The organism is Streptacidiphilus anmyonensis (assembly GCF_000787855.1).
Taxonomy (GTDB): Bacteria; Actinomycetota; Actinomycetes; order Streptomycetales; family Streptomycetaceae; genus Streptacidiphilus; species Streptacidiphilus anmyonensis.
Window position 1 is genome coordinate 249,355 of record NZ_BBPQ01000004.1, and the last position, 26,448, is coordinate 275,802.

General features: G+C 73.8%; 21 protein-coding genes and 1 pseudogene. 12 read left to right on the plus strand and 10 right to left on the minus strand.

The window, feature by feature from the left end; translation table 11 throughout:
* Nucleotides 1-6: 6 nt before the first annotated feature.
* Nucleotides 7-1,518, plus strand: coding sequence for a GlnX family signal transduction membrane protein (locus tag TR50_RS07365; protein ID WP_042416135.1), 1,512 nt, complete (start codon nucleotides 7-9; stop codon nucleotides 1,516-1,518).
* 134 nt (nucleotides 1,519-1,652) lie between these two features.
* Here TR50_RS07365 and TR50_RS42370 read toward each other — a convergent pair whose 3' ends face one another.
* A complete protein-coding gene (locus TR50_RS42370; protein ID WP_052440823.1) occupies nucleotides 1,653-2,078 on the minus strand; it encodes a hypothetical protein in 426 nt (141 codons plus the stop codon).
* Between the two features lie 230 nt (nucleotides 2,079-2,308).
* Here TR50_RS42370 and TR50_RS07375 point away from each other — a divergent pair, with 230 nt between their 5' ends.
* The 4 genes from TR50_RS07375 to TR50_RS07390 all read left to right on the plus strand — a co-directional run bounded on the left by TR50_RS07375 (nucleotide 2,309) and on the right by TR50_RS07390 (nucleotide 8,047).
* Nucleotides 2,309-4,954: an ATP-binding protein gene (locus TR50_RS07375; protein WP_084699854.1), complete on the plus strand. Its 2,646-nt coding sequence runs from the start codon at nucleotides 2,309-2,311 to the stop codon at nucleotides 4,952-4,954.
* Nucleotides 4,951-5,637 carry a response regulator gene (locus tag TR50_RS07380; RefSeq protein ID WP_042416138.1) on the plus strand — a complete coding sequence of 229 codons (687 nt, stop codon included), beginning with the start codon at nucleotides 4,951-4,953 and terminating at the stop codon, nucleotides 5,635-5,637. Before TR50_RS07375 ends, TR50_RS07380 begins: the two co-directional genes overlap by 4 nt.
* A gap of 154 nt (nucleotides 5,638-5,791) precedes the next feature.
* Nucleotides 5,792-7,414 (plus strand): N,N-dimethylformamidase beta subunit family domain-containing protein, encoded by a 1,623-nt coding sequence (locus TR50_RS07385; RefSeq protein WP_152648295.1) that lies wholly within the window; start codon nucleotides 5,792-5,794, stop codon nucleotides 7,412-7,414.
* A gap of 39 nt (nucleotides 7,415-7,453) precedes the next feature.
* On the plus strand, nucleotides 7,454-8,047 hold the full coding sequence (locus TR50_RS07390; RefSeq protein WP_042416140.1) for an acyltransferase: 594 nt from the start codon (nucleotides 7,454-7,456) through the stop codon (nucleotides 8,045-8,047).
* 174 nt (nucleotides 8,048-8,221) lie between these two features.
* Here the strand turns inward: TR50_RS07390 and TR50_RS07395 are convergent, their stop codons facing one another.
* The 7 genes and pseudogenes from TR50_RS07395 to TR50_RS07425 form a co-directional block, all read right to left on the minus strand.
* Nucleotides 8,222-10,858: a glycosyltransferase gene (locus tag TR50_RS07395; protein WP_236654307.1), complete on the minus strand. Its 2,637-nt coding sequence runs from the start codon at nucleotides 10,856-10,858 to the stop codon at nucleotides 8,222-8,224.
* Nucleotides 10,859-10,959: 101 nt separating this feature from the next.
* Nucleotides 10,960-12,243: a nucleotide sugar dehydrogenase gene (locus TR50_RS07400; RefSeq protein WP_042416143.1), complete on the minus strand. Its 1,284-nt coding sequence runs from the start codon at nucleotides 12,241-12,243 to the stop codon at nucleotides 10,960-10,962.
* 14 nt (nucleotides 12,244-12,257) lie between these two features.
* Nucleotides 12,258-14,090 carry a glycosyltransferase gene (locus TR50_RS07405; RefSeq protein ID WP_052440825.1) on the minus strand — a complete coding sequence of 611 codons (1,833 nt, stop codon included), beginning with the start codon at nucleotides 14,088-14,090 and terminating at the stop codon, nucleotides 12,258-12,260.
* Nucleotides 14,087-15,058 carry a Gfo/Idh/MocA family protein gene (locus TR50_RS07410; RefSeq protein WP_042416387.1) on the minus strand — a complete coding sequence of 324 codons (972 nt, stop codon included), beginning with the start codon at nucleotides 15,056-15,058 and terminating at the stop codon, nucleotides 14,087-14,089. The genes TR50_RS07405 and TR50_RS07410 overlap by 4 nt, the downstream gene beginning before the upstream one ends.
* Before the next feature lie 47 nt (nucleotides 15,059-15,105).
* The gene (locus TR50_RS07415) at nucleotides 15,106-16,221 is read right to left on the minus strand and encodes a DegT/DnrJ/EryC1/StrS family aminotransferase (protein ID WP_042416146.1); all 1,116 of its coding nucleotides are present in this window, start codon (nucleotides 16,219-16,221) and stop codon (nucleotides 15,106-15,108) included.
* Nucleotides 16,222-16,454: 233 nt separating this feature from the next.
* Nucleotides 16,455-17,387 (minus strand): SDR family oxidoreductase, encoded by a 933-nt coding sequence (locus TR50_RS07420; protein ID WP_042416149.1) that lies wholly within the window; start codon nucleotides 17,385-17,387, stop codon nucleotides 16,455-16,457.
* A gap of 205 nt (nucleotides 17,388-17,592) precedes the next feature.
* A pseudogene (locus TR50_RS07425) lies at nucleotides 17,593-18,348 on the minus strand (SDR family oxidoreductase); the annotation flags it as partial.
* Between the two features lie 125 nt (nucleotides 18,349-18,473).
* Here TR50_RS07425 and TR50_RS07430 point away from each other — a divergent pair.
* From TR50_RS07430 to TR50_RS07445, 4 genes are read left to right on the plus strand one after another with little or no spacing between them, the layout of a single operon-like run.
* Nucleotides 18,474-19,223, plus strand: a complete 750-nt coding sequence (locus tag TR50_RS07430; RefSeq protein WP_042416152.1) for an enoyl-CoA hydratase family protein — start codon at nucleotides 18,474-18,476, stop codon at nucleotides 19,221-19,223.
* 31 nt (nucleotides 19,224-19,254) lie between these two features.
* On the plus strand, nucleotides 19,255-20,088 hold the full coding sequence (locus TR50_RS07435) for a CoA transferase subunit A (protein ID WP_042416394.1): 834 nt from the start codon (nucleotides 19,255-19,257) through the stop codon (nucleotides 20,086-20,088).
* Nucleotides 20,085-20,855 carry a CoA-transferase subunit beta gene (locus TR50_RS07440; protein ID WP_042416155.1) on the plus strand — a complete coding sequence of 257 codons (771 nt, stop codon included), beginning with the start codon at nucleotides 20,085-20,087 and terminating at the stop codon, nucleotides 20,853-20,855. Before TR50_RS07435 ends, TR50_RS07440 begins: the two co-directional genes overlap by 4 nt.
* Nucleotides 20,856-20,866: 11 nt before the next feature.
* A complete protein-coding gene (locus TR50_RS07445) occupies nucleotides 20,867-21,913 on the plus strand; it encodes an NAD(P)H-dependent flavin oxidoreductase (RefSeq protein WP_042416396.1) in 1,047 nt (348 codons plus the stop codon).
* An 84-nt stretch (nucleotides 21,914-21,997) separates the two neighbouring features.
* Here TR50_RS07445 and TR50_RS07450 read toward each other — a convergent pair whose 3' ends face one another.
* On the minus strand, nucleotides 21,998-23,155 hold the full coding sequence (locus TR50_RS07450; RefSeq protein ID WP_042416160.1) for an acetyl-CoA C-acetyltransferase: 1,158 nt from the start codon (nucleotides 23,153-23,155) through the stop codon (nucleotides 21,998-22,000).
* Between the two features lie 39 nt (nucleotides 23,156-23,194).
* A complete protein-coding gene (locus TR50_RS07455) occupies nucleotides 23,195-23,998 on the minus strand; it encodes an SDR family oxidoreductase (RefSeq protein ID WP_042416163.1) in 804 nt (267 codons plus the stop codon).
* Nucleotides 23,999-24,045: 47 nt separating this feature from the next.
* Here TR50_RS07455 and TR50_RS07460 point away from each other — a divergent pair, with 47 nt between their 5' ends.
* The 3 genes from TR50_RS07460 to TR50_RS07470 form a co-directional block, all read left to right on the plus strand.
* Entirely contained in the window at nucleotides 24,046-24,921 is an 876-nt protein-coding gene (locus TR50_RS07460) for an enoyl-CoA hydratase (protein ID WP_042416166.1), read from the plus strand.
* Nucleotides 24,922-24,924: 3 nt separating this feature from the next.
* Nucleotides 24,925-26,073 carry an acyl-CoA dehydrogenase family protein gene (locus TR50_RS07465; protein ID WP_042416169.1) on the plus strand — a complete coding sequence of 383 codons (1,149 nt, stop codon included), beginning with the start codon at nucleotides 24,925-24,927 and terminating at the stop codon, nucleotides 26,071-26,073.
* 2 nt (nucleotides 26,074-26,075) lie between these two features.
* The coding region (locus tag TR50_RS07470; RefSeq protein ID WP_042416171.1) for an acyl-CoA dehydrogenase family protein at nucleotides 26,076-26,448 on the plus strand (373 nt) is incomplete at its 3' end.

The window sequence follows — 26,448 nt, forward strand, 5'->3', positions numbered from 1 at the left end:
GCGGGGATGACGACGGTGGGGGAACGGGTCGCGGTGGTCGAGCGGCCGCAGCAGCAGGGGTCGGCGGGGTCGGGGGACGGCACGGGCCCGGGCGGCCCGGCCCGGTCACCACGGCGGGGACGGGTCCGCGGGCGGCTCGGCACCCCTGCCCGCCTGCGCTGGGCGACCGCCGGGTGCGCGCTGCTCGCGGTGCTGCTGGGCGCGGTGCTCGCAGGCGCCGCGACCGGGGCTCGCGACAACTGGGACCGGATCACGCAGCACGAGGCGCCGCAGGTCACCGACGCGGGCGCGCTCTACCAGTCGCTGACCGATCTGGACGCCCAGGCGGCGAACCAGCTGATGTTCGGCGACGACCCGAAGCTGGCCGGCAACCTGGCCACCGCGCGGCAGCAGTACGCCACCGACCGCACGGAAGCCGACAAGGACCTGCAGCAGGCCACCCTGGACGCCTCCGGCAACGCCGGCGCACAGACCGCGCTCGCCGCGATCCTCGACGGGATGGGCCGCTACCAGGACCTCGCGGCCCGCGCGCTGGAGCTCGACACCCGCGCGAACGCCCCCGCCGGTCACCCGGACCCCGTGGCGCTGGTCGAATACCGGCAGGCGACGGACCTGATGCGCGGGCGGCTGCTGCCCGCCGCGCACTCCCTCGTCGTGGCCAACGACCAGGCGTTCGAGCAGAGTTACACCGACGAGCGCGGCGCGCTCGGCACGGCGGGCGTGTGGCTGCTGCTGCTCGGCGGCGCGCTGCTGGCCGCCCTCGTCGGTACGCAGGTCTGGCTGGCGATCCGGTTCCGACGCGTCGTCAACCCCGCGCTGGTTGCGGCGAGCGTGCTGGTCGTGGTGCTGCTCTCCACGGCCGGCTCGTTCCTGGACGCCGAGCGGCAGGACCTGTTCACCGCCCGGAAGGACGCGTACGACTCGGTCGTCGCGCTGACCCAGGCCCGCGCGATCGTGGCCGACTCGAACGCGGCGGAGAGCCGCTACGTCCTCGATGTGGACCGCCGCGCCCAGTACCAGTCGGACTTCGTCAACGACACCGACCAGATCCTCTCCCTGGGCGGCGCGCAGCTGGGCGCCTACGACACCGCGCTGGCCTCGGCCGTCGCGGCCGTCAGGCAGAACCCCGCGGACATCCGCTTCGGCGGGGAGTACGGGCGGGAGTTCCACAACATCACCTTCCCCGGGGAGGGAGCGGCGGCGATGAGGACGCTGCTGGCGTTCCAGGCCTACCAGGCCGACGACCGCAGGATCCGCGCGCTGGTGGCCGAGGGGCGTCTGGAGGACGCGATCGCCTACTGCACGAGCCTGGCCCCCGGCGGCTCGAACGCCGACTTCGACGCGCACGACGCCGCGCTGCGGCAGCTGATCGGCATCAACGAGCAGGCGTACGTCTCCGCCTCGACGGCAGGCGCGGGACGCGCCGACTCGGCGCTGTGGGTGCAGCTGGGGTGCGTGGCCGGAGCGCTGGTCCTGCTCGGCGTGGGGGTGGCGCCGCGCCTCCGGGAGTTCCGGTAGTGGCAGCCCGGCCAGGGGCGCGACGCCACTCGTCGTGTCGGTACGCGTCGTGTCGGTACGCGTCGTGTCGGTACGTGTCGCGTCGGTACGTCTCGCGCCGGCGTTCCGTGAGCCGGAGCTCGCGGAGCCGGGCCTCAGTGGGCCAGGGCCGCGCCGCGGTGCAGGCCGAGGCGGGTGAGCAGGCCGGGCTGGGCCGCCGGGGCGAAGATCTCGTCCGTCGGGGCGGTGGCCGTCGCGGTGACGGCGTCGGCCAGGGACCCGGCGCGGACGGTGACGGGCCGGACCGCCGTCGGCAGCTGCTCGGCGGCGAGGGTCTGCGAGACGACCGCGTCGAGCTTCGCGCAGGCGCGCCGCTCCCAGGCGTGGGCCAGCTCCGGGCACGGGCGGGTGCGGTAGAGGGACTCGCCGCCGGAGGGGGACCAGGCGAGGACCGGGACCAGGACCGCGCCCTTGCGGCGGGCCTCCGCCGCGGCCCGGCGCAGCTGCGCGCGGCCCTTCGCGGAGTCGCGGACACCGACGATGACGCGGGCGGTCACTGCTGCGGTGGCGGTCTCGGACATGACGTATCGGTTCTTTCCGTGAATCCCAGGCCCGGATGGCTTCGACGCCTTCAGATTAGCAAGTCAATGGCGGTTTCCGCACAAGTTTTAACGACATCTATGCACTGTTCACCTCAGGATCGACGGAAGTCGGCGGGGTGGGCGGCGTCAAGATTGCGTATGGGCAGTGGTAAGGACCGGTGCCGTCGCGTCAAGGTGGTCCGGGCAGAGCGGCAAGGAGGCACGGCGCGATGGCGGGAAGCACCGGTACGGGTCGCGGGAGGCTGAAGGTCTTCCTCGGCGCGGCGCCGGGGGTCGGCAAGACCTACAAGATGCTGGACGAGGCCCACCGACGAGTGGAGCGCGGCCAGGACGTGGTCGTCGGGTTCGTGGAGAGCCACCGGCGCCGGCACACCGAGGACCGGGTCACGGGCCTGCCGGTGCTGCCGCGTGTCGAACGCGAGTACCGCGGCGGGCGGTTCGAGGAGCTGGACGTCGACGCGGTGCTGGCCCGGCGGCCCGACGTCGCGCTCGTGGACGAACTCGCCCACACCAACATCCCCGGCGGCCGCAACGCCAAGCGCTGGCAGGACGTCCAGGAGCTGCTGGACGCCGGCATCGACGTGCTGACCACCGTCAACGTGCAGCACCTGGAATCGCTCAACGACGTCGTCCAGAAGATCACCGGTGTGCCGCAGCGCGAGACCGTGCCCGACGAGGTGGTGCGCCGCGCCGACCAGATCGAGCTGGTCGACATGGCCCCCGAGGGCCTGCGCCGCCGGATGGCGCACGGCAACGTCTACGCCGCCGAGAAGGTCGACGCCGCGCTCTCCAACTACTTCCGGGTCGGCAACCTCACCGCGCTGCGCGAGCTCGCGCTGCTGTGGCTGGCCGGGCGGGTCGACGAGGGGCTGCGCCGCTACCGCGCCGAGCACGAGATCCCGGAGGTCTGGGAGACCCGCGAGACCGTCGTCGTGGCGCTGACCGGCGGTCCCGAGGGCGAGACGCTGATCCGTCGCGCCGCCCGCATCGCCGACCGGGCGGGCAGCGGCGCGCTGCTGGCCGTGCACGTCGCCCGCAGCGACGGCCTGGCCGACGCCGACCCCGCCGCGCTCGCCTCCCAGCGGCAGCTGGTCGAGTCGCTCGGCGGCAGCTACCACTCCGTGGTCGGCGACGACGTGCCGACCGCCCTGCTCGACTTCGCCCGCGCCGCCAACGCCACCCAGCTGGTGCTCGGCACCAGCCGCCGCGGCGTGCTGCGGCGGGCGCTGACCGCCGGGCGCGGCATCGGCGAGACCACGATCGAGCTCTCCGGCGACATCGACGTCCACATGGTCACCCACGAGGGGTCCGGGCGCGGGCGCCAGGTGTCCGAGGGGCTGGGCGGCGGACGCCGCGGTCGCGGGCGGTCCACGACGCGCCGCTGGGCCGGGCTGGCCTGCGGCCTCGTGCTGCCCTTCGTGCTGACCGCGATCCTGTGCCACACCAGGGACACCATCAACCTCACCAGCGAGACGCTGCTCTTCCTCGCCCTGGTGGTCGGCATCTCCACCCTCGGCGGCCTGGCCTCCGCGCTGGTGGCCTCGGTCACCGCCTCGGTGCTGCTGAACTACTACTTCATCCCGCCGATCCACCGGTTCACCATCGCCGAGCCCAACAACGTGCTGGCGCTGGCCGTCTTCGCGCTCGTGGGCATCGTCGTGGCCGGGATCGTCGACACCGCGACCAAGCTCGCCGGACGGGCGGCGCGCGCCACCGCGGAGGCCGAGACGCTCTCCGCCCTCGCCGGCAGCGTGCTCCGCGGCGACCAGGCCGTTCCGGCGCTGCTCGCCCGGCTGCGGGAGACCTTCGCCCTGGACCGGGTCGACCTGGTCGAGCACCTGGTGGAACCCGAGGAGCTGGCCGACCAGCCCGGCGCGGAGGCCGTGCCCGTCGGCGGCAGCGCCTCGCTGGTGCTGCGCGGCCGGCCCCTGCCCGCCTCCGACCGGCGCGTCCTCGCGGCCTTCGCCGCGCACGTCGCCGTGGCGCTGGAACGCACCCGGCTGGCCGAGGCGGCCGCCGAGATCGAGCCCGTCAAGGCCGCCGACCGGCTGCGCACCGCGCTGCTCGCCGCCGTCAGTCACGACCTGCGCACCCCGCTCGCGGTGGCGCTCGCCTCGGTCTCCTCGCTGCTCAGCGACGACGTCGAGTTCAGCCCCGAGGACCAGCGCGAGCTGCTCGGCACCGCCGAGGTCTCCCTGGAGCGGCTGACCCGCCTGGTGGAGAACCTGCTCGACATGTCCCGGCTCCAGGCGGGCGCGCTCTCGCTCCAACTGCACCCGACCGCGCTGGAGGACGTGGTGGCGACCGCCCTCGACTCGCTCGGCCCCGACACCGCGGAGGCGGAGGTGGCGGTCGCGACCCAGGGCCTGGACGGGATCCCCGACGCGGTCGTCGACGGCCCGTTGCTGGAACGCGTGGTGGCCAACCTCGTCGGCAACGCCCTGCGGCACGCCTCGGGCCACCCGGTGCTGCTCAGCGCGAGCGCGCTCGGCGACCGGGTCGAACTGCGCGTCGTCGACCGCGGGCCCGGCCTGCCCGAGCCGGACCGCGAGCGGATCTTCCAGCCCTTCCAGCGGCTGGGCGACAACGACAACGCCACCGGCGTCGGCCTCGGCCTGGCGCTGGCTCGCGGGCTCACCGAGGCGATGGGCGGCACGCTCCAACCCGAGGACACCCCCGGCGGCGGCCTGACCATGGTCCTGTCGCTCCCCGCCGCACCGGCGGAGGCGACCGTCCCGGAGGACGAGGACGAGGACGAGGACGAGGACGAGGACGACGTCGCGCTCGCGCCGGGAGAAGCCGGCCACAGGGACTTCAGGGACTTCAGGGACGAGAGGGAGGACGAGCCGGTATGAGCCGGATCCTCGTGGTCGACGACGAACCGCAGATGCTGAAGGCGCTCCAGATCAACCTCCGGGCCCGCCACTACGAGGTGTCCACCGCCTCCGACGGCCGTCGCGCGCTCCAGGAGGCCACCCACAATCCTCCCGACGCCGTCATCCTCGACCTCGGTCTCCCCGAGCTCGACGGGATGGAGGTGCTGCGCTCGCTGCGCTCGTGGACCTCGGCCCCCGTGATCGTCCTGTCCGGCCGGGCCGACCCGCGCGAGAAGGTCGCCGCGCTGGACGCCGGCGCGGACGACTACGTCACCAAGCCCTTCGCCATGAACGAACTGCTCGCCCGGGTGCGGGCGGCGCTGCGCCGTCCCACCAGCGAGGAGCCGTCCGCGGCGCCGATCCGCATCGGCGACCAGGTCGTCGACCTCGAACGCCATGTGGTCGAGCCCGCCGAGGAGGGCGGTCCGTCGGTGCGGCTGACGCCGACAGAGTGGCGCATCCTCGCGGTCCTGCTCCAGCAACCCGGACGGCTGGTGACGGGCAGCCACATCCTGCGTCAGGTCTGGGGTCCCGGACACGAGGAGAACACCAACTACCTGCGGGTCTACTTCGCGGGGCTGCGACGGAAGCTGGAACGCGAACCGGCGCGCCCCCGCCACATCCTGACGGAGCCGGGGATGGGCTACCGCTTCGAGCCGTGAACGGGAGTTGGACACGGCATGAGATCCGGGGGGCCGCGGGGACGCAATCGCGTCACAGTGCCCGCCGGGGGTCCCACAGGGCGCTGACAGATCACGCCGCCCCATAGACTCCCCGCCGGAAGACGCAATGCCTGCGAGGACGAGGGACCTGCGGATGCGGGAAGTCACAAGACGCGGCCTACTGCGCGGAGTGGGTCGTGCCGCCGCAGCGACCGCGGGGGTCGCCGCCGGGGCGGCCGGGTTGGGCAGCCTGGCCGGCTGCGCCGGCGACAGCGAGGGAACCAGGGACGGCCCGGCGACCGCGCGCGCCGCCGACGTCCGGACCGGGAACCCGATCATCCGTGAGAACGGGCAGGCCGGCAGCCGCGCCTGGATGTCGAACCACGGCGGGGCGACGCCCGTCACGGACGCCCTGAGCCAGATCAAGGCGTTCGCCGACACCACCAGCGTCACCCACGGCCAGCGGATCACCTTCTACGTCGCCACCGCCGCCCCGAAGTCCTACTCCGTCGCTGTCTTCCGGATGGGTCACTACAACGGCGCGGGCGGCCGGCTGCTGACCACCAGTCCGACGCAGCGCGGGATCCAGCAGTCCGCGACGCAGGTGGACGGGCCCACGGCCACCGTGCGCACCGAATGGGAACCGAGCTGGTCGCTGGAGATCCCGCAGGACTGGGTCAGCGGGCTCTACCTCGCCTCCTTCACCACCGAGCACGGCGAGCGCACCGCCGTGCCGTTCGCCGTCCGCGACGACAGCCGGGCGAGCACCTTCCTGGTGATCCTGCCGTTCAACACTTACCAGGCCTACAACCAGTACCCGTTCGACGGCGTGCTGGGCCGCAGCCTCTACTACGGCTTCCTGCCCTCGGCCTCGGATCCGGCGGCGCGCGCCAAGGCGCCCGACGGCCACGCCTACCCGGCCGAGCCGGTCCCGCACGAGAGCTACGTCCGCCACTACCCGCACCGCTCGCGCGCGGTCAGCTTCCAACGGCCCTACCAGCACGACGGCATGCCCGCCGAGTTCGCGCTGGACCAGGCGTTCGTCTCCTGGGCGGAGCGGGAGGGCCTGGACGTCACCTACGCCACCAACCTCGATCTCCACGAGGGCCGCGTGGTGCCGACGAGGCACCAGGCCATGCTGTTCAGCGGCCACGACGAGTACTGGTCGTTCGAGATGCGGCAGACCGTCGAGCAGGCCGTCGCCAGGGGCCTCTCGCTGGCGACCTTCGCGGCCAACGACTGCTACTGGAAGGTCCGCATCGACCGGGACCCGACCGGCTTCCCCCTGATGACCTGCTACAAGACCGACCCCGACCCGGTCGTCGACCCGACCGGTCCGAGCACGTTCTGGCGCCGCGCCGCGGCGAACTCGGCCCGGGCCGAGCAGCGGCTGCTCGGCGGCCAGTACACCGGCGCGGTGGTCGGCTCCTCCCCGCTCGTGGTGAGCGAGAGCGCCCACTGGTTCTGGCAGGGCACCGACCTCAGCGACGGGGACCTGATCCCGGAGCTGATCAGCGGCGAGGCCGACGGTCACCAGAAGGGCGTGCCGCTGCCGGCGGCGAGCCAGTACCTGACGCTCTCCGACTCCCAGTTCCGCGCGGCCGGACGCAACCGTCCGCAGCAGCAGAACACCACGCTGTACCGGTCCACGGGCGGCGGCTGGGTCTTCAACGCGGGCACCTTCGGCTGGGCGCTGGCGCTCGGCGGCGGAGCCGCGCTGGAGAAGCCGCAGGTGCAGCTCGCGACGCGGAACCTCGTCACCCGCTTGAAGGCCTGATTTCCCCTGTTGGTCACCGGAAGGCCGTACGGTCGGCGCATGAACGCACGCGTCCAACCCACGGCCCAGGTCGACCCCACGGCGGATCTCGGCGACGGCACCACTGTCTGGGAGCTCGCCCAGATCCGCGAGAAGGCCCAGCTCGGCACCGGCTGCGTGATCGGCCGCGGCGCGTACGTCGGCCCCGGCGTCCGCATCGGCAACAACGTGAAGCTGCAGAACCACGCGCTGGTCTACGAGCCGGCGGAGCTGGGCGACGGCGTCTTCGTCGGCCCCGCGGTCGTGCTCACCAACGACCACTACCCTCGCTCCGTCGACCCCGAGGGCAAGCTGAAGCGCGGCGGCGACTGGGAGCCGGTCGGCGTCACCGTCGCCGAGGGCGCGTCGCTCGGCGCGCGCTCCGTCTGCGTGGCACCCGTGCGGGTGGGCCGCTGGGCCCTCGTCGCCGCGGGCGCGGTCGTCACCCGCGACGTCCCCGACTTCGCCCTCGTCGCGGGCGTCCCCGCCCGCCGCATCGGCTGGGTCGGCCGCGCCGGCCTCCGCCTCACGCTGGACGCGGAGACGGGCGAGTGGGTCTGCCCCCAGACGGGCGCCCACTACGCCGAGCGTGACGGGGAACTCGTCGAACTCTGAGCCGCTTGCTCCCCGAGGGGCGTGCGGCGGTAGACAGCCACTGGCGTGCGGATGGTCCTGTTACTGGGGACCATCCGCACGCCAGTGGCTGTTCGCGCCCGCGCGGCGGAGCGCATATCGGTACAGCCCCGCGCGCGGGGGCGGTGCGGCCGCGCGCGGGAGCGGGATTCGGCGTTACTGCAGGAAGCTGCTGAGCGCGGCAGCGGTCCTGCGGCCGTCGTGGTTCTCGCGGACGAAGGCGAGGGATTCCGCGCCGATGCGGGCGCCCGCGGCGCGGTCGTCCAGGAGGGACTCCACCGCCTCGCGGAGCGTCGCGCTGGTGGCGTTGACGATCGGGAGCGGGCCGGTGAGGGAGGAGACCTCGTCGGAGATGTAGCACAGGACCGGCCGGCCGGCCGCCATCGCCTCGCAGGAGAACGTGCCGTACGCGCCGATCGCGAACTGGTCCACCACGATGTCGGCGGACTTGATGCGGCGGCGGACCTCCTCCCACGGGACGCCCTCCAGCAGCTGGAAGTCGATCGCGCCCTTGTCGTGCAGCTCCTCAAGGACGGGGAGGATGCGGCCGCTGCCCTTCGTCCAGCGCTTCGACGGGGCGTGCACCACGACCGGGCGCTTGCGCTCCAGCACCGGGGCGTCGCTCGCCCAGGAGTCGACGTCGACGACCAGCGGGGTCCAGGTCGCCCACGGGAGGTCGACCAGCAGGTCCGGGGTGGTGACGAAGACGGGCAGGCCGCTGTCTGCGGCCGTCCTGCGGTTGCGTTCCGCGATCGCGGTCATCAGGGCGCGCTGGTCGTCGGGCGCGTCGAAGAAGAGCGACTCGGCGTGGCGTTCCATGTGGCGGCCGGGGTGGCGGATCTCGCTGCCGTGGGCCAGCAGGGCCACCTTCAGCCCGGCCGACCGCAGCGCGGGGAGGTCCGCGCCGATGTGGTCGCCGTTGAGGGTGCCGAGCACCGGGCGGAAGGCGTCCGCCAGGAGGTGGGTGTAGCGGCCGGAGAGGACCCTGCGGACCTGCTCGACCTGGACGTCCACCGACCCGAGCCGGGCGTTGTCCAGGTAGGCGTCGGCCGGGTAGCCGAAGCCGGTCGCGCTGCTGGCCATCACCACCTCGCAGGAGACGTCGTCCCGCTCGCGGCTGACCGCGGAGGCGAACGCGGCCAGCTGGCCCGCGTAGTTGGCGATGCCCATGCCGAGCCGGACGCCGTCCTCGCCCGAGGCGTCCAGCGGACGCCAGCGGTTGAAGGACGCCGTGCCGTCCTCGCTCTCCGCCGGACGCTGCACCTGCTCGGTGACGGTCCACGGGACGTCGGGACGGGCCACCTCGGGGCCGGTGCCGGCCAGTCGGCGGTAGAGGTCGAGCAGCGCGCCGGACTGGGCCTCCCAGGACAGCTCCGCGAGCAGCGGCTCGGTGATCCGCTCCGCGAGGCTGTCCCGGCAGGCGACGGCCTTGGCCGCCGCCTCGGCGAAGGAGACCGCGTCGCCGGCGGTGAAGATCTCGCCGATCCCGTGCTCCTCGGTGAAGGCGCGGACCGTCTTCACGTCGCTGGCCAGCACCGGCAGACCCGCGTGCAGGTACTCGGCCATCTTCGTCGGCAGCGACAGCTCGCAGTTCGGCGTGCGCCGGAAGGGGATCAGGCCGAGGTCGGCCGAGGCGATGTAGTCCGCGACGGCGTGCTGCGGCACGTACGGCAGGACGTGCACGCGGTCCGCCGCGCCCACCTCCGCCGCCTGGTCCAGCAGCTCCTGCACGAAGGGGTTCTGGCGGTTGGTCACCAGCGCAAGGTGCACCTCGGGCAGCTCGCCGAGGCCCGCGACGACGGTCTCCAGGCCGCGCTGACGGTCCACCCAGCCCGCGTAGACGAGCAGCGGGACGCTCTCGTCGAGCCCGCACAGCCCGCGCACGCCGGTGCCGGGCACGTCCACGCCGACCGCCTCGCGGACCGGGGTGTTGGCCACGACCAGCGGCGTCTCGGAGAGGCCGTGGGCCTCGCGGAGCAGCTCCGCGATCTCCGGCGACACGGTGACGACCGCGTCGGCCCTGCCGATGAACTCCGACTCCAGCGCCGGGTAGGCGGCGTGGCGCAGGGGGTTGCCCCACTCGACGCCGGCCACGTACTCGTGCGAGTCGTAGATCCAGGAGCAGCGGTGACCGGAGGCCCACAGGCGCGCGGCGCTGTGCGCGGCCGGGACCAGCATGGTCACGTCGTTGGCGTGGATCACGTGCGGGCGGAACTTCTCGATCGCCGGGCCGAAGGCCAGGTCCAGGTCGAGCAGTTCGGGCCAGTCCTGGCGCCACTCGCCGACCGGCACGGCCGGGTCGGCCTGGTGGCGGCCTTCCCAGCGGTAGGCCCAGTTGCGGGCCCGGTAGACGGTCCGGCGGGCGCGCAGCACGGCCTTGAGGGTGTTGCGGCGCAGCGCCGCCCGGCCCTCCCGGGTCAGCGTGCCGACCTCGGCGCTCTGCGCGCGGTCCCAGGTGCGGTGCGCCGCCTGGTAGCGCTTGAGCGCCTCGCTGTCGTCGAGGCGGAAGCGGGTGACCAGGCTGCGCAGGCCGCGCTCGCGGTCGTGGGCGACCTGGCGCCGCACGTTGTGCCAGACCGGCACCCGGACCACCTCGATCGGGCCCATCCAGGAACGCTCCACGCGTCCGCTGCGGCTGCGCCCGAGCAGCAGCACCCGCCAGCCCTCCCGGGCGGCGGCGATGGCCGTCTTCTGCACCCGGGAGTCGCCGGTGATGCCGTTGCCCACGATGACGGCCAGCCGGGGCCGGTCGTCGAGCTCTTCCACGTCGTCCTGCTGCTGCTCCGCGTTCACCTGCGGTCGAGCCTCTCGCTTTGATGTCACAGCCTGTTCCCCCCTGCCGGCGGAGCCGGGACCGGCCCCCGCTGGTTCAGCCCCGCCGGTCAGCCGCCGGTTCAGCCGCCGATGACGACGCGGCGCACGCCTTCCCAGCGCGCCGGGTCGGTGGTGCGGCGGCCGTCGACCAGGGCCCGGACGCCGGGCAGGTCGGCGGCGCCGAGCATCTGGTACTCGGCGTGGTCCGCCTGGATCACGGCCGCCGTCACCGGCTCGCCGCGGTGCGGCGGCAGACCGAGGGCGACCAGTTCGGTCTCGGTGTAGAGCGGGTCGCTGACGTACGGCACCGCGCCGCGCTCACGCAGCGCCGCCACGGTCGGGAAGACGCCGGAGAACGCCGTCTCCTTGACGCCGCCGCGGTAGGCCGCGCCGAGCACCAGCACGTGCGCGCCGTCCAGCTCGCCGTACGCCTCGGCCAGCAGCTCCACCGCGTAGTCGGGCATCGCGGCGTTGGCGGCACGGGCGGAGGCCACGACGGTCGCCTCCGGGTCGTTCCACAGGTACAACCGCGGGTAGACCGGGATGCAGTGCCCGCCGACGGCGATGCCGGGGGTGTGCAGGTGGCTGTACGGCTGGCTGTTGCAGGCCGCGATGACCTGGGCGATGTCCACGCCGACCCGGTCGGCGAAGCGCGCGAACTGGTTGGCCAGGCCGATGTTGACGTCGCGGTAGGTGGTCTCGGCGAGCTTGGCCAGCTCGGCGGCCTCGGCGGAGCCGAGGTCCCAGACGCCGTTGGGACGCGGCAGCTCGGGGCGCTCGTCGAAGTCCAGCGCGGCCTCGTAGAAGGCACGACCGGCCTCGGCGGACGCGGCGTCGATGCCGCCGATCAGCTTGGGGTAGCGGCGCAGGTCCGCGAAGACCCGCCCGGTGAGCACCCGCTCGGGGCTGAAGACCAGGTGGAAGTCGCGTCCGGCGGTGAGCCCTGAGCCGCGTTCCAGCAGCGGGGCCCAGCGGTCGCGGGTGGTGCCGACCGGCAGCGTCGTCTCGTAGCAGACCAGGGTGCCCGGCTTCAGCCCGGCGGCGACCGCCTCGGTCGCGGCGTCGAGCAGGGAGAAGTCCGGGGTGCCCTCGCCGTCGACGAAGAGCGGCACGACGAGCACCACGACCTCGCTCGCGGCCACGGCGGCGGCCGTGTCCGTGGTCGCGGTCAGCAGGCCGGCGGCGACCGCCTGCTTGAGGCGCAGGTCGAGCTCGGCCTCGCCGGGGAACGGTTCGACCCCGGCGTTGACCTGCTCGACGACGGCCGGGTTCACGTCCGCGCCGACGACCCGGTGGCCCTTGGCGGCGAACTGCACCGCCAGCGGGAGGCCGATCTTGCCGAGGGCGACTACGCAGACCTGCACGTGGTTGTTCCTTCCTAAGCGGCCGGCGCGGGGCGCAGCCGTCGTTTCAACGAGCGGACCAGGCTCAGCGGGGCGGCCGCGAGCTGCAACTCGCCCTCGGCGCCCGTGATCGCGGAGACCCGGAAGAGGTGCGAACCGCGCCAGGCCCGGAGCTTGACGGGCTTGGCGCAGCGGACGGGCTGCACCTCGTGCGTGCGGCCGCCGGTCGTGGCGCGGCCGAGCAGCCGCAGCCGTACCGACCACGGCCCGCTCGCCGCGCCCAGGTGGGTCTGGCGCAGCAGCAGTCCGAGCGGGACCCGGGCGGTGACCACGGTCCCGCCGTCGGGGGCGGCGGCGTAGGAGACGAAGGCCTGGTGGGCGACGAACTGCTCGCCCGCGGAGCCGGAGCCGCCGGGGCGGAAGGTCTCCACCCAGACGCGGGCCACCGGCCCGCCGTAGCCCGGCAGCGGGCTGTACCCGGTGACGGTCAGGCAGGGACGGCGGCGGGCGTCCAGCGCGAGCTCGGCGGTGAGGTCGTCGAGGCGGGTCAGCGACTCGTCCGTCTCGAAGAACCGGTCGTCGATGCCGAGCCGGGCGTCGCCCAGGGCCGGGTGGTCCAGCAGGGCGCGCTCGCCGCGGACCACCAGCGGCAGCTGCGCGTGCTGCTGCTCGAAGCGCAGCGCCGCGAGGATCGCGTCCACCTCGCCGGCGCGGGCCAGCAGCAGCCGGATCCGGGCCGCGACGGGGACCCTGAGCAGCAGCTCGTCGTTGGCGTGCGCGCCGACCAGCGTCCCGACGCGGGAGACGATCCGCTCCTGCGCCTCGCGCTCCAGCTCCAGCAGCGCCGGACCGAGGATGTCCGCGAGCTCGCCCTCCAGGTGGCGGCGGTGCACGCGGTCGCGTGCCTCGGGCGAGTCGGCGAGCCGCCCGGTCAGCGCCATGATGCGCTCGGTGCCGAGCAGCCGCGGCTCGGGGCCGCCCCGGTAGGTGATGTTCCCGGCGTTGTAGCGGCGGACCGCGTAGTAGTAGTCGTAGTCGTTCAGGATCGACACCGGCCCCGCAGCGAACAGGGCGGCCAGGGTGAACGGCTGGTCGCTGAGGACGGGCAGGTCCTCGTCGTAGCGCAGCGCGAGCCGCTCGATCAGCGCCCGGCGGAACAGCTTGGTGTTCGACAGGGCCCAGGCCAGCGGGGAGTTGCCCAGGGTGGCGTCGTGCCGCTGCCGCTGGAAGGCGGCCTTGGGCACCCAGCGGCCGTTGAGGCCGACCATCCGGCCGGCCACGACGTCGGTGCCGTGGGTGTCGGCGGCGGCGACGAGACGCTCCAGCGCCTCGGGGCCCAGGTGGTCGTCGGCGCCCAGGAAGAAGACGAAGCGCCCGCGGGCCAGTTCCAGCCCGCGGTTGCTCGGCCCGGCCGGACCGCCGGAGTTGGCCTGGTGCACGACGTCGACCAGCCCGGGATGCTCGGCCGCGAAGGCGTCCAGCGCCTCGCCGCTGCCGTCGGTCGACCCGTCGTCGACGGCGACGATCTGCATCCGCCCCGTCCCGAGCGTCTGCGCGAGCAGCGACTCCAGGCAGGTCGTCAGGTACGGCATGGTGTTGTACACCGCGACGATCACGGTGACGTCCGGCTGTCCCTCCCCCGCCGGTCCCGCCTGCGCGGGCACCTGCGCGCCCGCGGCCGAGGGCGTGTCGCCCGTGGTCGGGGCGGGCGTGCCGGAACGCTCGGTCGGAGCGGCTGCCGGAGCCCGCGTCGCCTCGGCGTTGGTGGCCGCGTCGGCTTCGGACGCCGGGCTCGCCCCGGCCGCCGAGGCCGGGAGGTCAGCCGTCGTCGGTCGGGGGTCCAGCGCGGACTGGGCTCGGGTGCTCACGCGGCCGGGGTCCGGGACGAGGGTATGCGGATGGTGGCGCCCGACTCGGCGGAGGCCAGGACGGCGGCGGAGACCTCCACCGTGCGCAGGCCCTGCCGCAGCGTCACGATGTCGGCGTCCTTGCCCGAGACCGCGTCGCGGAAGCTCTCGTGCTCCACCAGCAACGGCTCCCGCTTCGGGATCGCGAAGCGGATCATGTCGCCCTCGGCGACGCCGCGGAAGGCGCGCAGCGCCTCCCACTCGGTGTCGATGGCGCCGTTGGCGTAGAAGGTCAGGTCGGCCGTCAGGGTGTCGGCGACGAAGCAGCCCTTGTCGCCGGTGACGACGGTGCGCCGCTCCTTGAGCGGGCTGAGCCAGTTGACCAGGTGGTTCACCATGGTGCCGTCGGCCAGTCGGCCGACCACGGCGACCATGTCCTCGTGCGGACGGCCGCTGCGGGAGACCGTGTGCGCGGCCACCGACTCGTACTCCTGGCCGGTCACCCAGCCGGTGAGGTCGATGTCGTGGGTGGCGAGGTCCTTGACCACGCCGACGTCGGCGATGCGGTGCGGGAAGGGGCCCTGGCGGTGGGTCACCACCTGGTAGACCTCGCCGAGCTCGCCCGACTCCAGGCGTCCCCGCAGGTTCTGCAGCGCGGGGTTGAACCGCTCGATGTGGCCGACCGCGCCGACCAGCCCGCGCGACTCGAAGGCCTCCACCACCCGGCGGGCGCCCTCGACCGTGTCGGCCAGCGGCTTCTCGATCAGCACGTGGACGTCCGCCTCGGCGAACGCGACGGCTATCTCCTCGTGCAGCGCGGTCGGGCAGGCCACCACCGCGTAGTCGATGCCGAGCGCTATCAGCTGCTGCACGTCCGGCACGACCGGGACGCCGCGCACCACGCCGGCCGGGTCGGACGCCGGGTCCACGACGCCGACCAGCTCGACGCCGGCCAGACCGCCGAGCACCCGGTAGTGGTGGCGCCCCATGGCGCCGACGCCGACCAGTCCGGCCCGCAGCGGCCGGTCCCCGGCGGTCACTTCCCGGCTCCCGTGGTGGTCTCCAGCGCGTTGCAGGCGGCGACGATCCGGTCGATGTCGGCGTCGGCCAGCGACGGGTGCACCGGCAGCGACAGCACCTCGGCCGCCGCGCGCTCGGTCTCCGGCAGGTCCCAGGTCCGCTCGCTGGAGGGGCCCTGCGCCGCGTACGGGATGAGCCGGTGGATCGGCGTCGGGTAGTAGACCGCGCTGCCGACGCCGGCCGCCGCGAGTGCCCGCTGGGCCTCGTCGCGGCCGACGGCCTCGGGCACGCGCACGGTGTACTGGTGGTAGGCGTGCTCGGCGCCCGCGGCGACCGGCGGGGTCACCAGCGTGGTGATGCCCGCGTCGAGCGCCTTGGCGTTGGCCCGGCGGCGCTCGGTCCACTCCGGGAGCCGGCCGAGCTGGACGCGGCCGATCGCGGCGGCGACGTCCGTCATGCGCATGTTGGCGCCGACGATCTCGTTGGCGTAGCGCTGCTCCATGCCCTGGTTGCGCAGCAGCCGCACCTTGCGGGCGAGCTCCGCGTCGGCCGTGGTGACCATGCCGCCCTCGAGGGAGTGCATGTTCTTGGTCGGGTAGAAGCTGAAGCAGCCCGCCGTGCCGAAGGCGCCCGTGGGGGTGCCCCCGAGCGAGGCCATGTGGGCCTGGGCGGCGTCCTCGACCAGGGCCAGGCCGTGGCGCTCGGCGAGGGCGCCGAGGCGGTCCATGGCGGCCGGGTGGCCGTAGAGGTGCACCGGCATGATGGCGGCGGTACGCGGCGAGATCGCGGCGGCCGCGGCCTCGGGGTCGAGGCAGAAGCTGTCGCGCTCGATGTCGGCGAAGACGGGCTCCGCGCCGACGAGCCGCACCGCGTTGGCGGTGGCGGCGAAGGAGAAGGACGGCACCACGACCTCGTCGCCGGGACCGATGCCCATCGCGAGCAGCGTCAATTGCAGCGCGGACGTCCCGGAGTTCACCGCCACACAGTGGCGGTCGTCCACCAGTCGGGAGAACTCCTCCTCGAATCCGGCGACTTCCGGTCCTTGTACGACGTTCCCGCTGCGCAGGACTCGGACTGCGGCCTCGATCTCGGCTTCGCCGATCACTGGTTTGGCCACGGCGATCTGGATCATTTCTTGCTCCGGCACCTGTGCTTCCTCTCCAGAAAGCATGAAGTAACAGGCGTATCCGCATCGCAAACAAGATTTTTCTGCAATGCGGCCACGGCGGGCACAGCATATAAGAGCTCCCCGGCCGGGCAAGAGGGTTGTAAGAATTTCTTTGAAGCCCCTGACCTGCGTGTTTGTTTGGATTAAACCTGCCATTCAACAAATAGGGCCCTATTCTTAAGAGGGCCAACAACAGTTCACCGGGAGCCGTACGCGGGGAGTGGCGGCACGCCGGCGGCGAGCAGTGCGCGGGTCCTGTCGCCGGCCTCGGCGGGCGTCCAACGTGCGGCGATGTCCGCGGTGGGGCCGGGCCGCCAGCCCTCCATGACGGTGATCCGGCCGCCCTCGGCCTCGAAGACCCGGCCGGTCACCCCGGCGGAGGCGGCCGAGCCGAGCCAGACCACCAGCGGGGAGACGTTCTCCGGAGCCATGGCGTCGAACGCCTGCGGCCCCTCGGGCGCGGCCATGGCGGCGGCGAAGGCCTGCTCGGTCATCCGGGTGCGGGCCGCGGGCGCGATCGCGTTGACCTGGACCCCGTAGCCCGCCAGTTCGGCCGCGGCGACGAGCGTCAGGCCGAGGATGCCGGCCTTCGCCGCGCTGTAGTTGCCCTGGCCCACGCTTCCCAACAGCCCTGCGCCGGAACTGGTGTTGACCACGCGGGCATCGGGCCTGCGGCCCGCCTTGGCCTCCGCCCGCCAGTGCGCGGCCGCGTGACGCAGCGGCAGGAAGTGGCCCTTCAGATGCACCCGCATGACGGCGTCCCAGTCCTCCTCGTCGAGGTTGACCAGCATCCGGTCGCGCAGGAAGCCCGCGTTGTTGACCAGGGTGTCCAGGCGGCCGAACGCGTCCAGCGCGGTGGCGACCAGGGAGGCGGCGCCGTCGGCGGTGGCGATGTCGCCGCCGTGGGCGACGGCCTCGCCGCCGTTCGCACGGATCTCGGCGACGACCTCCTCGGCGGGGGTCGCCGACGCGCCCGCGCCGTCGAGCGCCACGCCGAGGTCGTTGACGACGACCTTCGCGCCTTCGGCCGCGAACGCGAGCGCGTGCGCGCGGCCGAGGCCACGGCCCGCGCCGGTGACGGCGACCACCCGGTCGGCACAGAGTCCGCCGGAGTCAGGGGAGTTGGGCATCGCGGTGCTCCTTTGCTGGTCGCTGCCTCTGGGTGCGGGAGGCGCTGAACGGATCGCCGGCGTCGGCCTCGTCGGCCTCGTCGGCCTCGCCGGCGGTGTCGGCGGTGCCGGTGTTGTCGGTGGTGCCGCCCGCGCCGACGCTGCCGGCCCGGGCCGGCCCGGCCAGGTCGACCGGGGGCGCCTCTCTGTCCGCGGTCGCCGCGCCGTTCGCGTTGGCCGCGGCCAGGAAGGCGGGGCGCTCGCCGCCGCCGTGGACGGTCAGTGCGGCGCCGGTGATGTAGCCGGCCTGCGGTGAGGCCAGGAAGACGCAGGCCGCGCCGATCTCCTCGGGCTCCGCGAGGCGTCCCAGCGGGACGGTCGCGCCGACGGCGGCGACGCCCGCCTCGTCGCCGTAGTGGAGATGGGAGAGCTCGGTGCGGACCATGCCCGGGACGACGGTGTTCACCCGCACCTCCGGGGCCCACTCGACGGCCATCGAGGAGGCCAGGTTGGCCAGGCCGGCCTTGGCCGCGCCGTAGGCGGCGGTGCCCGGGGACGGGCGGGTGCCGCTGACGCTCCCGACCATGACCACGCAGCCGCGGCTGCGGCGCAGGTGCGGGAGGGCGGCGAGCGAGGCCGTCAGCGGTGCGAGCAGGTTGAGTTCGAGCACCCGCAGGTGACGCGCGGCGTCCTCGGCCGTGCCGAGCAGGCGGAACGGCGTGCCGCCCGCGTTGTTCACCAGCACGTCGAGGCGGCCGTGCCGTTCCGCCGCCGCGTCGAAGAAGGCCGTGACCGCTCCCGCGTCGCGCAGATCCACGGCGGTGAACTCGGCCTCGCGGCCTGCCTCCTGGACTGGTTGCGCCGGGGGCCTGCGGGCGCAGACCGACACCTGGGCGCCCGCCCGCAGGAACGCGCGGGCGATCCCTGCGCCCACGCCCCGCGTGCCGCCGGTGACCACGACGACCCTTCCGGTCAGATCCAGGGCGATGCTCACGCCGTCACATCCCCTCACCTCTTCCGCGGTCTCCCGCGGCGTGGCTCTCGCTGCTACCGTCAACCCAAGGATGAACCTAACAAACGTTTGGTGGAAAGGTGGCTGATTCGCCGATGGGTGTCTCCGCCTCACGTCCACGGCCGGGCGTCGCCGTCGTGACCGCCTCGTACCCGCCCGTCAACGCTCTTCCGGTGCAAGGGTGGAGAGACCTCGCCGAGGCGGTCCGCGCGGCCGGGCGGGACCCGGAGGTGCGCTGCGTCGTCCTCGCCGCCGAGGGCCGGGGCTTCAACGCGGGCGTGGACATCAAGGAGGTCCAGCGCGACCCGGGCCGGTCGGCCATCATCGGGGCCAACCGCGGCTGCTACGAGGCGTTCGCGGCCGTCTACGAGTGCGAGGTGCCGGTCGTCGCCGCGGTCCAGGGGCACTGCCTCGGCGGCGGCGTCGGCCTGGTGGGCAACGCCGACGCGATCGTGGCCAGTGAGGACGCGTACTTCGGCCTGCCGGAGCTCGACCGGGGCGCGCTCGGCGCCGCCACCCACCTCGCCCGGCTCGTGCCGCAGCACCTGATGCGCACCCTCTACTACACCTCCCGCACCGTGACCGCAGCGGAGCTGCACCGCCACGGCTCGGTGTGGGAGACCGTCCCGCGCGAGCAACTCACGGAAGCCGCCCTGCGGTTGGCGGGCGAGATGGCGGCCAAGGACGGCGCGCTGATCCGGATGGCCAAGGCCGCGATCAACGGCATCGACCCGGTGGACGTGCGACGCAGCTACCGCTTCGAGCAGGGCTTCACCTTCGAGGCGAACCTGAGCGGCCTCGCCGACCGGGTTCGGGACGGATTCGGCAGGGAGGGTGGCGACTGAGGTGGCAGACCGGACACTTCGCGACAAGGTGATGAGCGCCGAGGAGGTCGTCGCCCGGCTGCGCAGCGGCATGACGATCGGCATCGGCGGCTGGGGCTCGCGGCGCAAGCCGATGGCGCTGGTCCGCGCCCTGCTGCGGTCCGAGGTCACGGACCTGACCGTGGTCTCCTACGGCGGCCCCGACGTCGGCATGCTGGCGGCGGCCGGGCGCATCCGCAGGCTGGTGACGGCGTTCGGCACCCTGGACTCGATCCCGCTCGAACCCCACTACCGCGCCGCACGCGAGCGTGGGGCCTTCGAACTCGTCGAGCTGGACGAGGCGATGCTGATGTGGGGCCTCACCGCCGCCGTCCACCGGCTGCCGTTCCTGCCCGTCCGGGCCGGCCTCGGCTCGGACGTGATGCGGGTCAACCCGCACCTGCGGACCGTGCGTTCGCCGTACGAGGACGGCGAGGAACTGGTCGCCGTGCCCGCGCTGCGGCTCGACGCCGCGCTCGTCCACCTCAACCGCGCCGACCGGCACGGCAACGGCCAGTACCTCGGCCCGGACCCGTACTTGGACGACCTGTACTGCGAGGCCGCCGACCACGCCTACCTCTCGTGCGAACGCGTCGTCGACACCGGGGAACTGGCCAAGGGCGGCGGCCCGCAGACGCTGCTCGTCAAACGCCTCTCCGTGGCGGGCGTCGTGGAGGCCCCGAACGGCGCCCACTTCACCTCCTGCTCCTCCGACTACGAACGGGACGAGGCGTTCCAGCGCCACTACGCGACCACCGAGTGGTCCGCCTTCGCCGAGCGCTTCCTGGCCGGGAGCGAGCTCGACTACCGGTCCGCCGTGGCCGCCTGGCACGAGGAGCAGCGGTGAGCGACACGCCGACGACCACGACGACCACGACGACGCCCACCACCCGGGCCGAGTACTGCGTCATCGCCTGCGCGGAGGCGTGGCGCGGCGACGGCGAGATCCTGGCCAGCCCCATGGGCGCCGTCCCGTCCGTCGGGGCCCGGCTGGCCAAGCTGACCTTCGCCCCGGAGCTGCTGCTCACCGACGGCGAGGCGCTCATCGTCGCGGACGTCGCGCCGATCGGCGCGGCTCCGCAGACCGTCGAGGGCTGGCTCCCCTACCGCCAGCACCTGGGCCTCGTCATGGGCGGCCGCCGGCACGTGATGATGGGCGCGAGCCAGATCGACCGCTACGGCAACCAGAACATCTCCTGCATCGGCGACTGGGCCCGCCCCACCCGCCAGCTCCTCGGCTTCCGCGGCGCGCCCGTCAACACCCTCAACAACCCCACCAGTTACTGGATCCCCAAGCACAGTGCCCGGGTCTTCGTGGAGCGCGTCGACGTCGTCTGCGGCGTCGGCAACGACCGCGCCGTCGGGCCCTACCACGAACTGCGACGCGTGGTGAGCGATCTCGGCGTCTTCGACTTCGCGACGCCGGACGGCTCGATGCGACTGGTCTCGGTGCACCCGGGCGTCAGCGTGGAGCAGGTCGTCGCCGCGACGGGCTTCCCGCTCTCGATCGCCGAGGACGTGGCGCCGACCCGTGAACCGACCGCCGCGGAACGGCGGTTGATCCGCGAGGTGATCGACCCGCGCGGCTGGCGGGAGAAGGAGGTGCGGTCGTGACGTCGGCGACCCTGAAGACCCCGCTGACCGAGCTGGTCGGGGTCCGCCATCCGATCGTGCAGACCGGCATGGGCTGGGTCGCCGGTCCGCGCCTCGTCTCCGCGACCGCGAACGCCGGCGCGCTCGGCGTCCTCGCCTCGGCCACCATGTCGCCCGAGCAGCTGCGTTCGGCCGTGCGGGAGGTCAAGTCGCGGACGGAGGCGCCGTTCGGGGTCAACCTGCGGGCGGACGCGTCGGACGCCGCCGAGCGCGTGCGGATCATCGTGGACGAGGGCGTGCGCGTCGCCTCCTTCGCGCTGGCCCCGTCGAGGGAGCTGATCGCGCGCCTGAAGGACGCGGGCGTCGTCGTCATCCCCTCCATCGGCGCCCGCCGCCACGCGGAGAAGGTCGCCGCCTGGGGCGCGGACGCGGTCGTCGTGCAGGGCGGCGAGGGCGGCGGCCACACGGGCGAGGTGGCGACGACGGTGCTGCTTCCCCAGGTGGTGGACGCCGTCGACATCCCGGTGGTCGCGGCGGGCGGCTTCTTCGACGGCCGGGGGCTCGTCGCCGCCCTCGCCTACGGCGCCGCGGGGGTCGCCATGGGGACGCGCTTCCTGCTGACCTCCGACTCGACGGTTCCGGACGCGGTGAAGGCGAAGTACCTGGCGGCGCAGGTCAAGGACGTCACGGTGACCCGCGCCGTGGACGGTCTGCCGCACCGCATGCTGCGGACCGACTTCGTCTCCTCGCTCGAGTCCGCCGGGCGTGCCCGGGTGCTCGCCCGCGCGATCCGTCACGCGTCGGGCTTCCGGAGAGTCTCCGGGATGAGCTGGCGCGAGATGCTCCGCGACGGCCTCGCCATGAGGCACGGCAAGGAGCTCTCCTGGAGCCAGGTCCTGCTGGCCGCCAACACCCCGATGCTGCTCAGGTCCTCGATGGTGGACGGCCGCACCGACCTCGGCGTGATGGCCTCCGGCCAGGTGGCCGGAGTCATCGACGACCTGCCGAGCTGCGCGGAGCTGGTGGAACAGGTGATGGCGCAGGCCCTGGAGGTGGCCGGGAGGCTGCCGCGTCCATAGCGGGCGGCGAGGAACCGCGTGCCCGGCCCCCGCAGGCGGGCCGGGCACGGCCGTGGATCGGGGGCGGTCGGGGTCGGACCGGGTTCAGAGCCGCTCGATGACGGTGACGTTCGCCTGGCCGCCGCCCTCGCACATCGTCTGCAGCCCGTAGCGGCCGCCCGTGCGCTCCAGCTCGTGCAGCAGCGTGGTCATCAGCTTCACGCCGGTCGCGCCCAGCGGGTGGCCCAGCGCGATGGCCCCGCCGTTGACGTTCACCCGCTCCGGATCCGCACCCGTCTCCTTGAGCCAGGCCAGCACGACCGGAGCGAACGCCTCGTTGATCTCGACCAGGTCGATCGCGTCGATCGACATGCCGGCCTTCTTCAGCGCGTACGCCGTCGCCGGGATGGGCGCGGACAGCATGCGGATCGGGTCCTCGCCGCGGACGGACAGGTGGTGCACGCGGGCGCGCGGGGTCAGGCCGTGCTCGCGGACGGCCCGTTCGCTCGCGAGCAGCATCGCGGCAGCGCCGTCGGAGACCTGGGAGGAGCACGCCGCCGTGATCGTCCCGCCCTCCACGACGGGCTTGAGCCCGGCCATCTTCGCCAGCGAGGTGTCGCGCCGCGGCCCCTCGTCGACCGCGACGTCCCCGTACGCGACGACCTCGCGCGTGAACCGGCCCTCGTCGATCGCCCGCAGGGCCCGCCGGTGGGAGCGGAGCGCGAACTCCTCCATGTCGCCCCGCGTGACGCCCCACTTCGCCGCGATCAGCTCCGCGCCGTGGAACTGGTTGACGGGGGCGTCGCCGTACCGGGCGCGCCAGCCGACGCTGCCGTGGAACGGGCCGTCCGTCAGGCCCAGCGGTTCGCCGGCCTGGCGGCTGGCGAAGGCGATCGGGACCATGCTCATGTTCTGCACGCCGCCCGCGACGACCAGGTCCTGGGTGCCGGACAGCACACCCTGTGCGGCGAAGTGCAGCGCCTGCTGCGACGATCCGCACTGCCGGTCGACGGTGACGCCGGGGACCTCCTCGGGCAGGCCGGCCGCCAGCCAGCAGGTGCGGGCGATGTCGCCCGCCTGCGGGCCGACCGCGTCGAGGCAGCCGAAGACGACGTCCTCGACGGCCGCCGGGTCGACGCCGGTGCGCGCCATGAGCGCGGTCAGCACGTGCGCGCCGAGGTCCGCCGGGTGGACGGCGGAGAGGCCGCCGCCCTTGCGCCCGACCGGGGTGCGGACCGCGTCGATGATGTAGGCCTCGGCCATCGTGGGCAGAGCTCCCTTCCTGCGGGGATACGGGCGGACTCAGGCGTGCTGGCTGCTCACGGCGACGGTCTCGCCGGTCATGTAGGAGGAGTAGCCGCTGGCCAGGAAGACGATGACGTTGGCCACCTCCCAGGGCTCCGCGTAGCGGCCGTAGGCCTCGCGCTCGGTCAGCTCGGCGAGCAGCTCGGGGGTGGTGACCTTCACCAGGTGCGGGTGCATGGCCAGGCTCGGCGCGACCGCGTTGACGCGGACGCCGAAGGCGGCGGCCTCCAGGGCCGCGCAGCGGGTCAGCGCCATCACGCCGGCCTTCGCCGCCGCGTAGTGGGACTGTCCGGCCTGGGCGCGCCAGCCGACGACGGAGGCGTTGTTGACGACCACCCCGCCCCGGCCGCCCGCCTTCATCGCGCGCAGGGCGGCGCGGGTGCAGCGGAAGGTGCCGCCGAGGGTGACGTCGATGACGCGGTCCCACTGCTCGTCGGTCATGTCGACCAGCTCGGCGGTGCCGCCCAGCCCGGCGTTGTTGACCACGACGTCGAGCCGTCCGTGCGTGCGCTCGGCGGCGGCGAAGAGCTCCTGGACCTGGGCCTCGTCGGTGACGTCGCAGGGCAGCGCGGCGACGCGCTCCGGGCCGAACTCGGCGGCGAGCGCCTCGGCCGACTCCTTCAGCCGGCGGGCGTGCGCGTCGCTGACCAGCACCCGCGCGCCCTCCTCCAGGAAGCGCCGGGCCGTCGCGCCGCCGATCCCGGCGCCCGCCGCGGCGGTGACGACCGCGCTGCGTCCGGCCAGCAGGCCGTGCCCGGGGAGGTAGGGGGGAGGTGTGCGGAGACCGTCGACGTCACCCATACGGGTAGGCTAACCTACCAAACACTTGTTAGGGAAGGAGTCCCGTGATGAGTGATGCCGCCGACGAGCCCCCGGTTCCCGCTGACGAGCCCCCGGTTCTCTACGAGCGCCGCGGCGCCTGCGCGTTGGTGACCATGAACCGCCCGCGCTATCGCAACGCCCAGAACTCGGCGATGACATACGCCCTCGACGCCGCCTTCTACCGGGCGGCGGAGGACGATCAGGTGAGCGTCGTCGTCCTCGCCGGAGCGGGACAGCACTTCTCCGCCGGGCACGACATCGGCACGCCCGGCCGCGACGCGCACCTGCCCTTCGAGCGGCGCGCGGGCCTGTGGTGGGACCACTCCGACAAGCAGGGCGCGGAGAGCCGCTACGCGCGCGAGTCCGAGGTCTACCTCGGCATGTGCCGGCGCTGGCGCGAGCTCCCGAAGCCTGTCCTCGCCTCCGTCCAAGGCGCCTGCGTGGCCGGGGGGTTGATGCTCGCCTGGGTCTGCGACCTGATCGTCGCGGCCGACGACGCCTTCTTCGCCGACCCGGTCGTTCGGATGGGCATCCCGGGCGTCGAGTACTTCGCCCACCCGTGGGTGATGCCGCCGCGTATCGCCAAGGAGTTCCTGTTCACCGGGGACCGGATCGACGCACGGCGCGCCTACGAGATCGGCATGGTCAACCGGGTGGTCCCGCGAGCCGAGTTGGAGCCGCGGACACTCGAACTCGCGGAACGCGTCGCGCAGATGCCGCGCATGGGGCTCGCCCTCACCAAGCGCGCCGTCAACCAGGCCGAGGACCTCCAGGGGCTGCACGCCGGCCTGGACTCCGTCTTCGGCCTGCACCACCTCGCCCACGCCCACAACGCGGAGGTCGCCGCCGACTCCCTCGGCGGTATGGACGTCGCCGCGATGAAGAAGCAGGCGGGTGCCTAGGCCGTGGACCTCGCCCACGACCCGGCGACCGAGGCGTTCCGCGACGAGGCCCGCGCCTGGCTCGCCGCCCACGTCCCGGCCGCGCCCCTGCCCTCGCTGGAGACCCGCGAGGGCTTCGCCGCCCACCGCGCCTGGGAGGCCGAACTGGCCGCCGACCACTGGTCGGTGGTCTCCTGGCCGGAGCCCTACGGAGGCCGTGGTGCGGACATCATGCGCTGGCTGGTCTTCGAGGAGGAGTACTACGCGGCGGGCGCACCCGGCCGGGTCTCCCAGAACGGCATCAACCTGCTCGCACCCACCCTCTTCGACCACGGCACCGAGGAACAGCGCGCCCGGGTGCTGCCGCCGATGGCGCGCGGCGAGGTGATCTGGGCGCAGGCCTGGTCCGAGCCCGAGGCCGGCTCCGACCTCGCCTCGCTGCGTTCCCGCGCGGTCCGCACCGACGGCGGCTGGCTGCTCAGCGGCCAGAAGACCTGGTCGTCCCGGGCCGCCTTCGCGGACCGGGCGTTCGGCCTGTTCCGCAGCGAACCCGGCCTGCCCAAGCCGCACCTGGGTCTCACCTACCTGATGTTCGACCTCCGCGCGCCCGCTGTGACGATCCGCCCGATCGGCCGGCTGGACGGCAAGCCCGCCTTCGCGGAACTCTTCCTCGACGAGGTCTTCGTGCCCGACGAGGACGTCATCGGCGCCCCCGGCGAGGGCTGGCGCGTCGCGATGAGCACGGCCGGAAACGAACGCGGCCTGACGCTGCGCTCGCCCGGCCGCTTCCTCGCCTCCGCGCGGCGGCTGGCCGCGCTGTGGGAGTCCGCCGGCCGCGATCCGTCCGTCGCCGACCGCGTCGCGGACGCACTGGTCGGCGCGCGCGCCTACGAGCTGTTCACCTACGCGGGAGCCTCGCGCTTCGCGGCGGGCGGGACGATCGGCGCGGAGTCGAGCCTGAACAAGGTCTTCTGGTCCGAGTTCGACATCGCCCTCCACGAGACCGCGCTCGACCTGCTCGGCGTGCTCGGCCCCGAGGCGGAACGCGCCGACGGCCCCTGGGCGGAGGGCTGGGTCTTCTCCCTGGCCGGTCCGATCTACGCCGGCACCAACGAGATCCAGCGCGACATCATCGCCGAGCGCCTCCTCGGCCTGCCCAAGGGACGGCGGTAACCGTGCGCTTCCTCCTCGACGCCGAGCAGCGGGACTTCGCCCGCACCCTGGACACGATGCTCGCGGCCGCGGACACCCCGTCCGCGGCCCGCGCCTGGGCCCGCGGCGACCACACCCCCGGCCGCGCCCTGTGGGACCGCCTGGCGAAGGCGGGCGTCTTCGCCCTCGCGGTCCCGGAGCAGTTCGACGGCGCGGGCCCCCTGCCCCTGGAGCTCTCGCTGGCCTTCGAGGCACTGGGCCGCCACGCGGTCCCGGGCCCGGCGGTCGAGACCGTGGCCGCGGCCGTGCTCCTGGCCGCCCTCGGCCTCCCCGGGCCCGGCCCGGCGGGGGCAGGCGGGTCGGGGCCTGCCGGCGGAGGGGCCGGCGACGCGGGGT

Coding starts and splice junctions, on each gene's coding strand:
- TR50_RS07365 (WP_042416135.1), top strand. CDS start 7: ATGACGACGGTGGGGGAACGGGTCGCGGTGGTCGAGCGGCCGCAGCAG.
- TR50_RS42370 (WP_052440823.1), bottom strand. CDS start 2,078: ATGTCCGAGACCGCCACCGCAGCAGTGACCGCCCGCGTCATCGTCGGT.
- TR50_RS07375 (WP_084699854.1), top strand. CDS start 2,309: ATGGCGGGAAGCACCGGTACGGGTCGCGGGAGGCTGAAGGTCTTCCTC.
- TR50_RS07380 (WP_042416138.1), top strand. CDS start 4,951: ATGAGCCGGATCCTCGTGGTCGACGACGAACCGCAGATGCTGAAGGCG.
- TR50_RS07385 (WP_152648295.1), top strand. CDS start 5,792: ATGCGGGAAGTCACAAGACGCGGCCTACTGCGCGGAGTGGGTCGTGCC.
- TR50_RS07390 (WP_042416140.1), top strand. CDS start 7,454: ATGAACGCACGCGTCCAACCCACGGCCCAGGTCGACCCCACGGCGGAT.
- TR50_RS07410 (WP_042416387.1), bottom strand. CDS start 15,058: ATGGGGCGCCACCACTACCGGGTGCTCGGCGGTCTGGCCGGCGTCGAG.
- TR50_RS07415 (WP_042416146.1), bottom strand. CDS start 16,221: ATGATCCAGATCGCCGTGGCCAAACCAGTGATCGGCGAAGCCGAGATC.
- TR50_RS07420 (WP_042416149.1), bottom strand. CDS start 17,387: ATGCCCAACTCCCCTGACTCCGGCGGACTCTGTGCCGACCGGGTGGTC.
- TR50_RS07430 (WP_042416152.1), top strand. CDS start 18,474: ATGGGTGTCTCCGCCTCACGTCCACGGCCGGGCGTCGCCGTCGTGACC.
- TR50_RS07435 (WP_042416394.1), top strand. CDS start 19,255: ATGAGCGCCGAGGAGGTCGTCGCCCGGCTGCGCAGCGGCATGACGATC.
- TR50_RS07450 (WP_042416160.1), bottom strand. CDS start 23,155: ATGGCCGAGGCCTACATCATCGACGCGGTCCGCACCCCGGTCGGGCGC.
- TR50_RS07455 (WP_042416163.1), bottom strand. CDS start 23,998: ATGGGTGACGTCGACGGTCTCCGCACACCTCCCCCCTACCTCCCCGGG.
- TR50_RS07460 (WP_042416166.1), top strand. CDS start 24,046: ATGAGTGATGCCGCCGACGAGCCCCCGGTTCCCGCTGACGAGCCCCCG.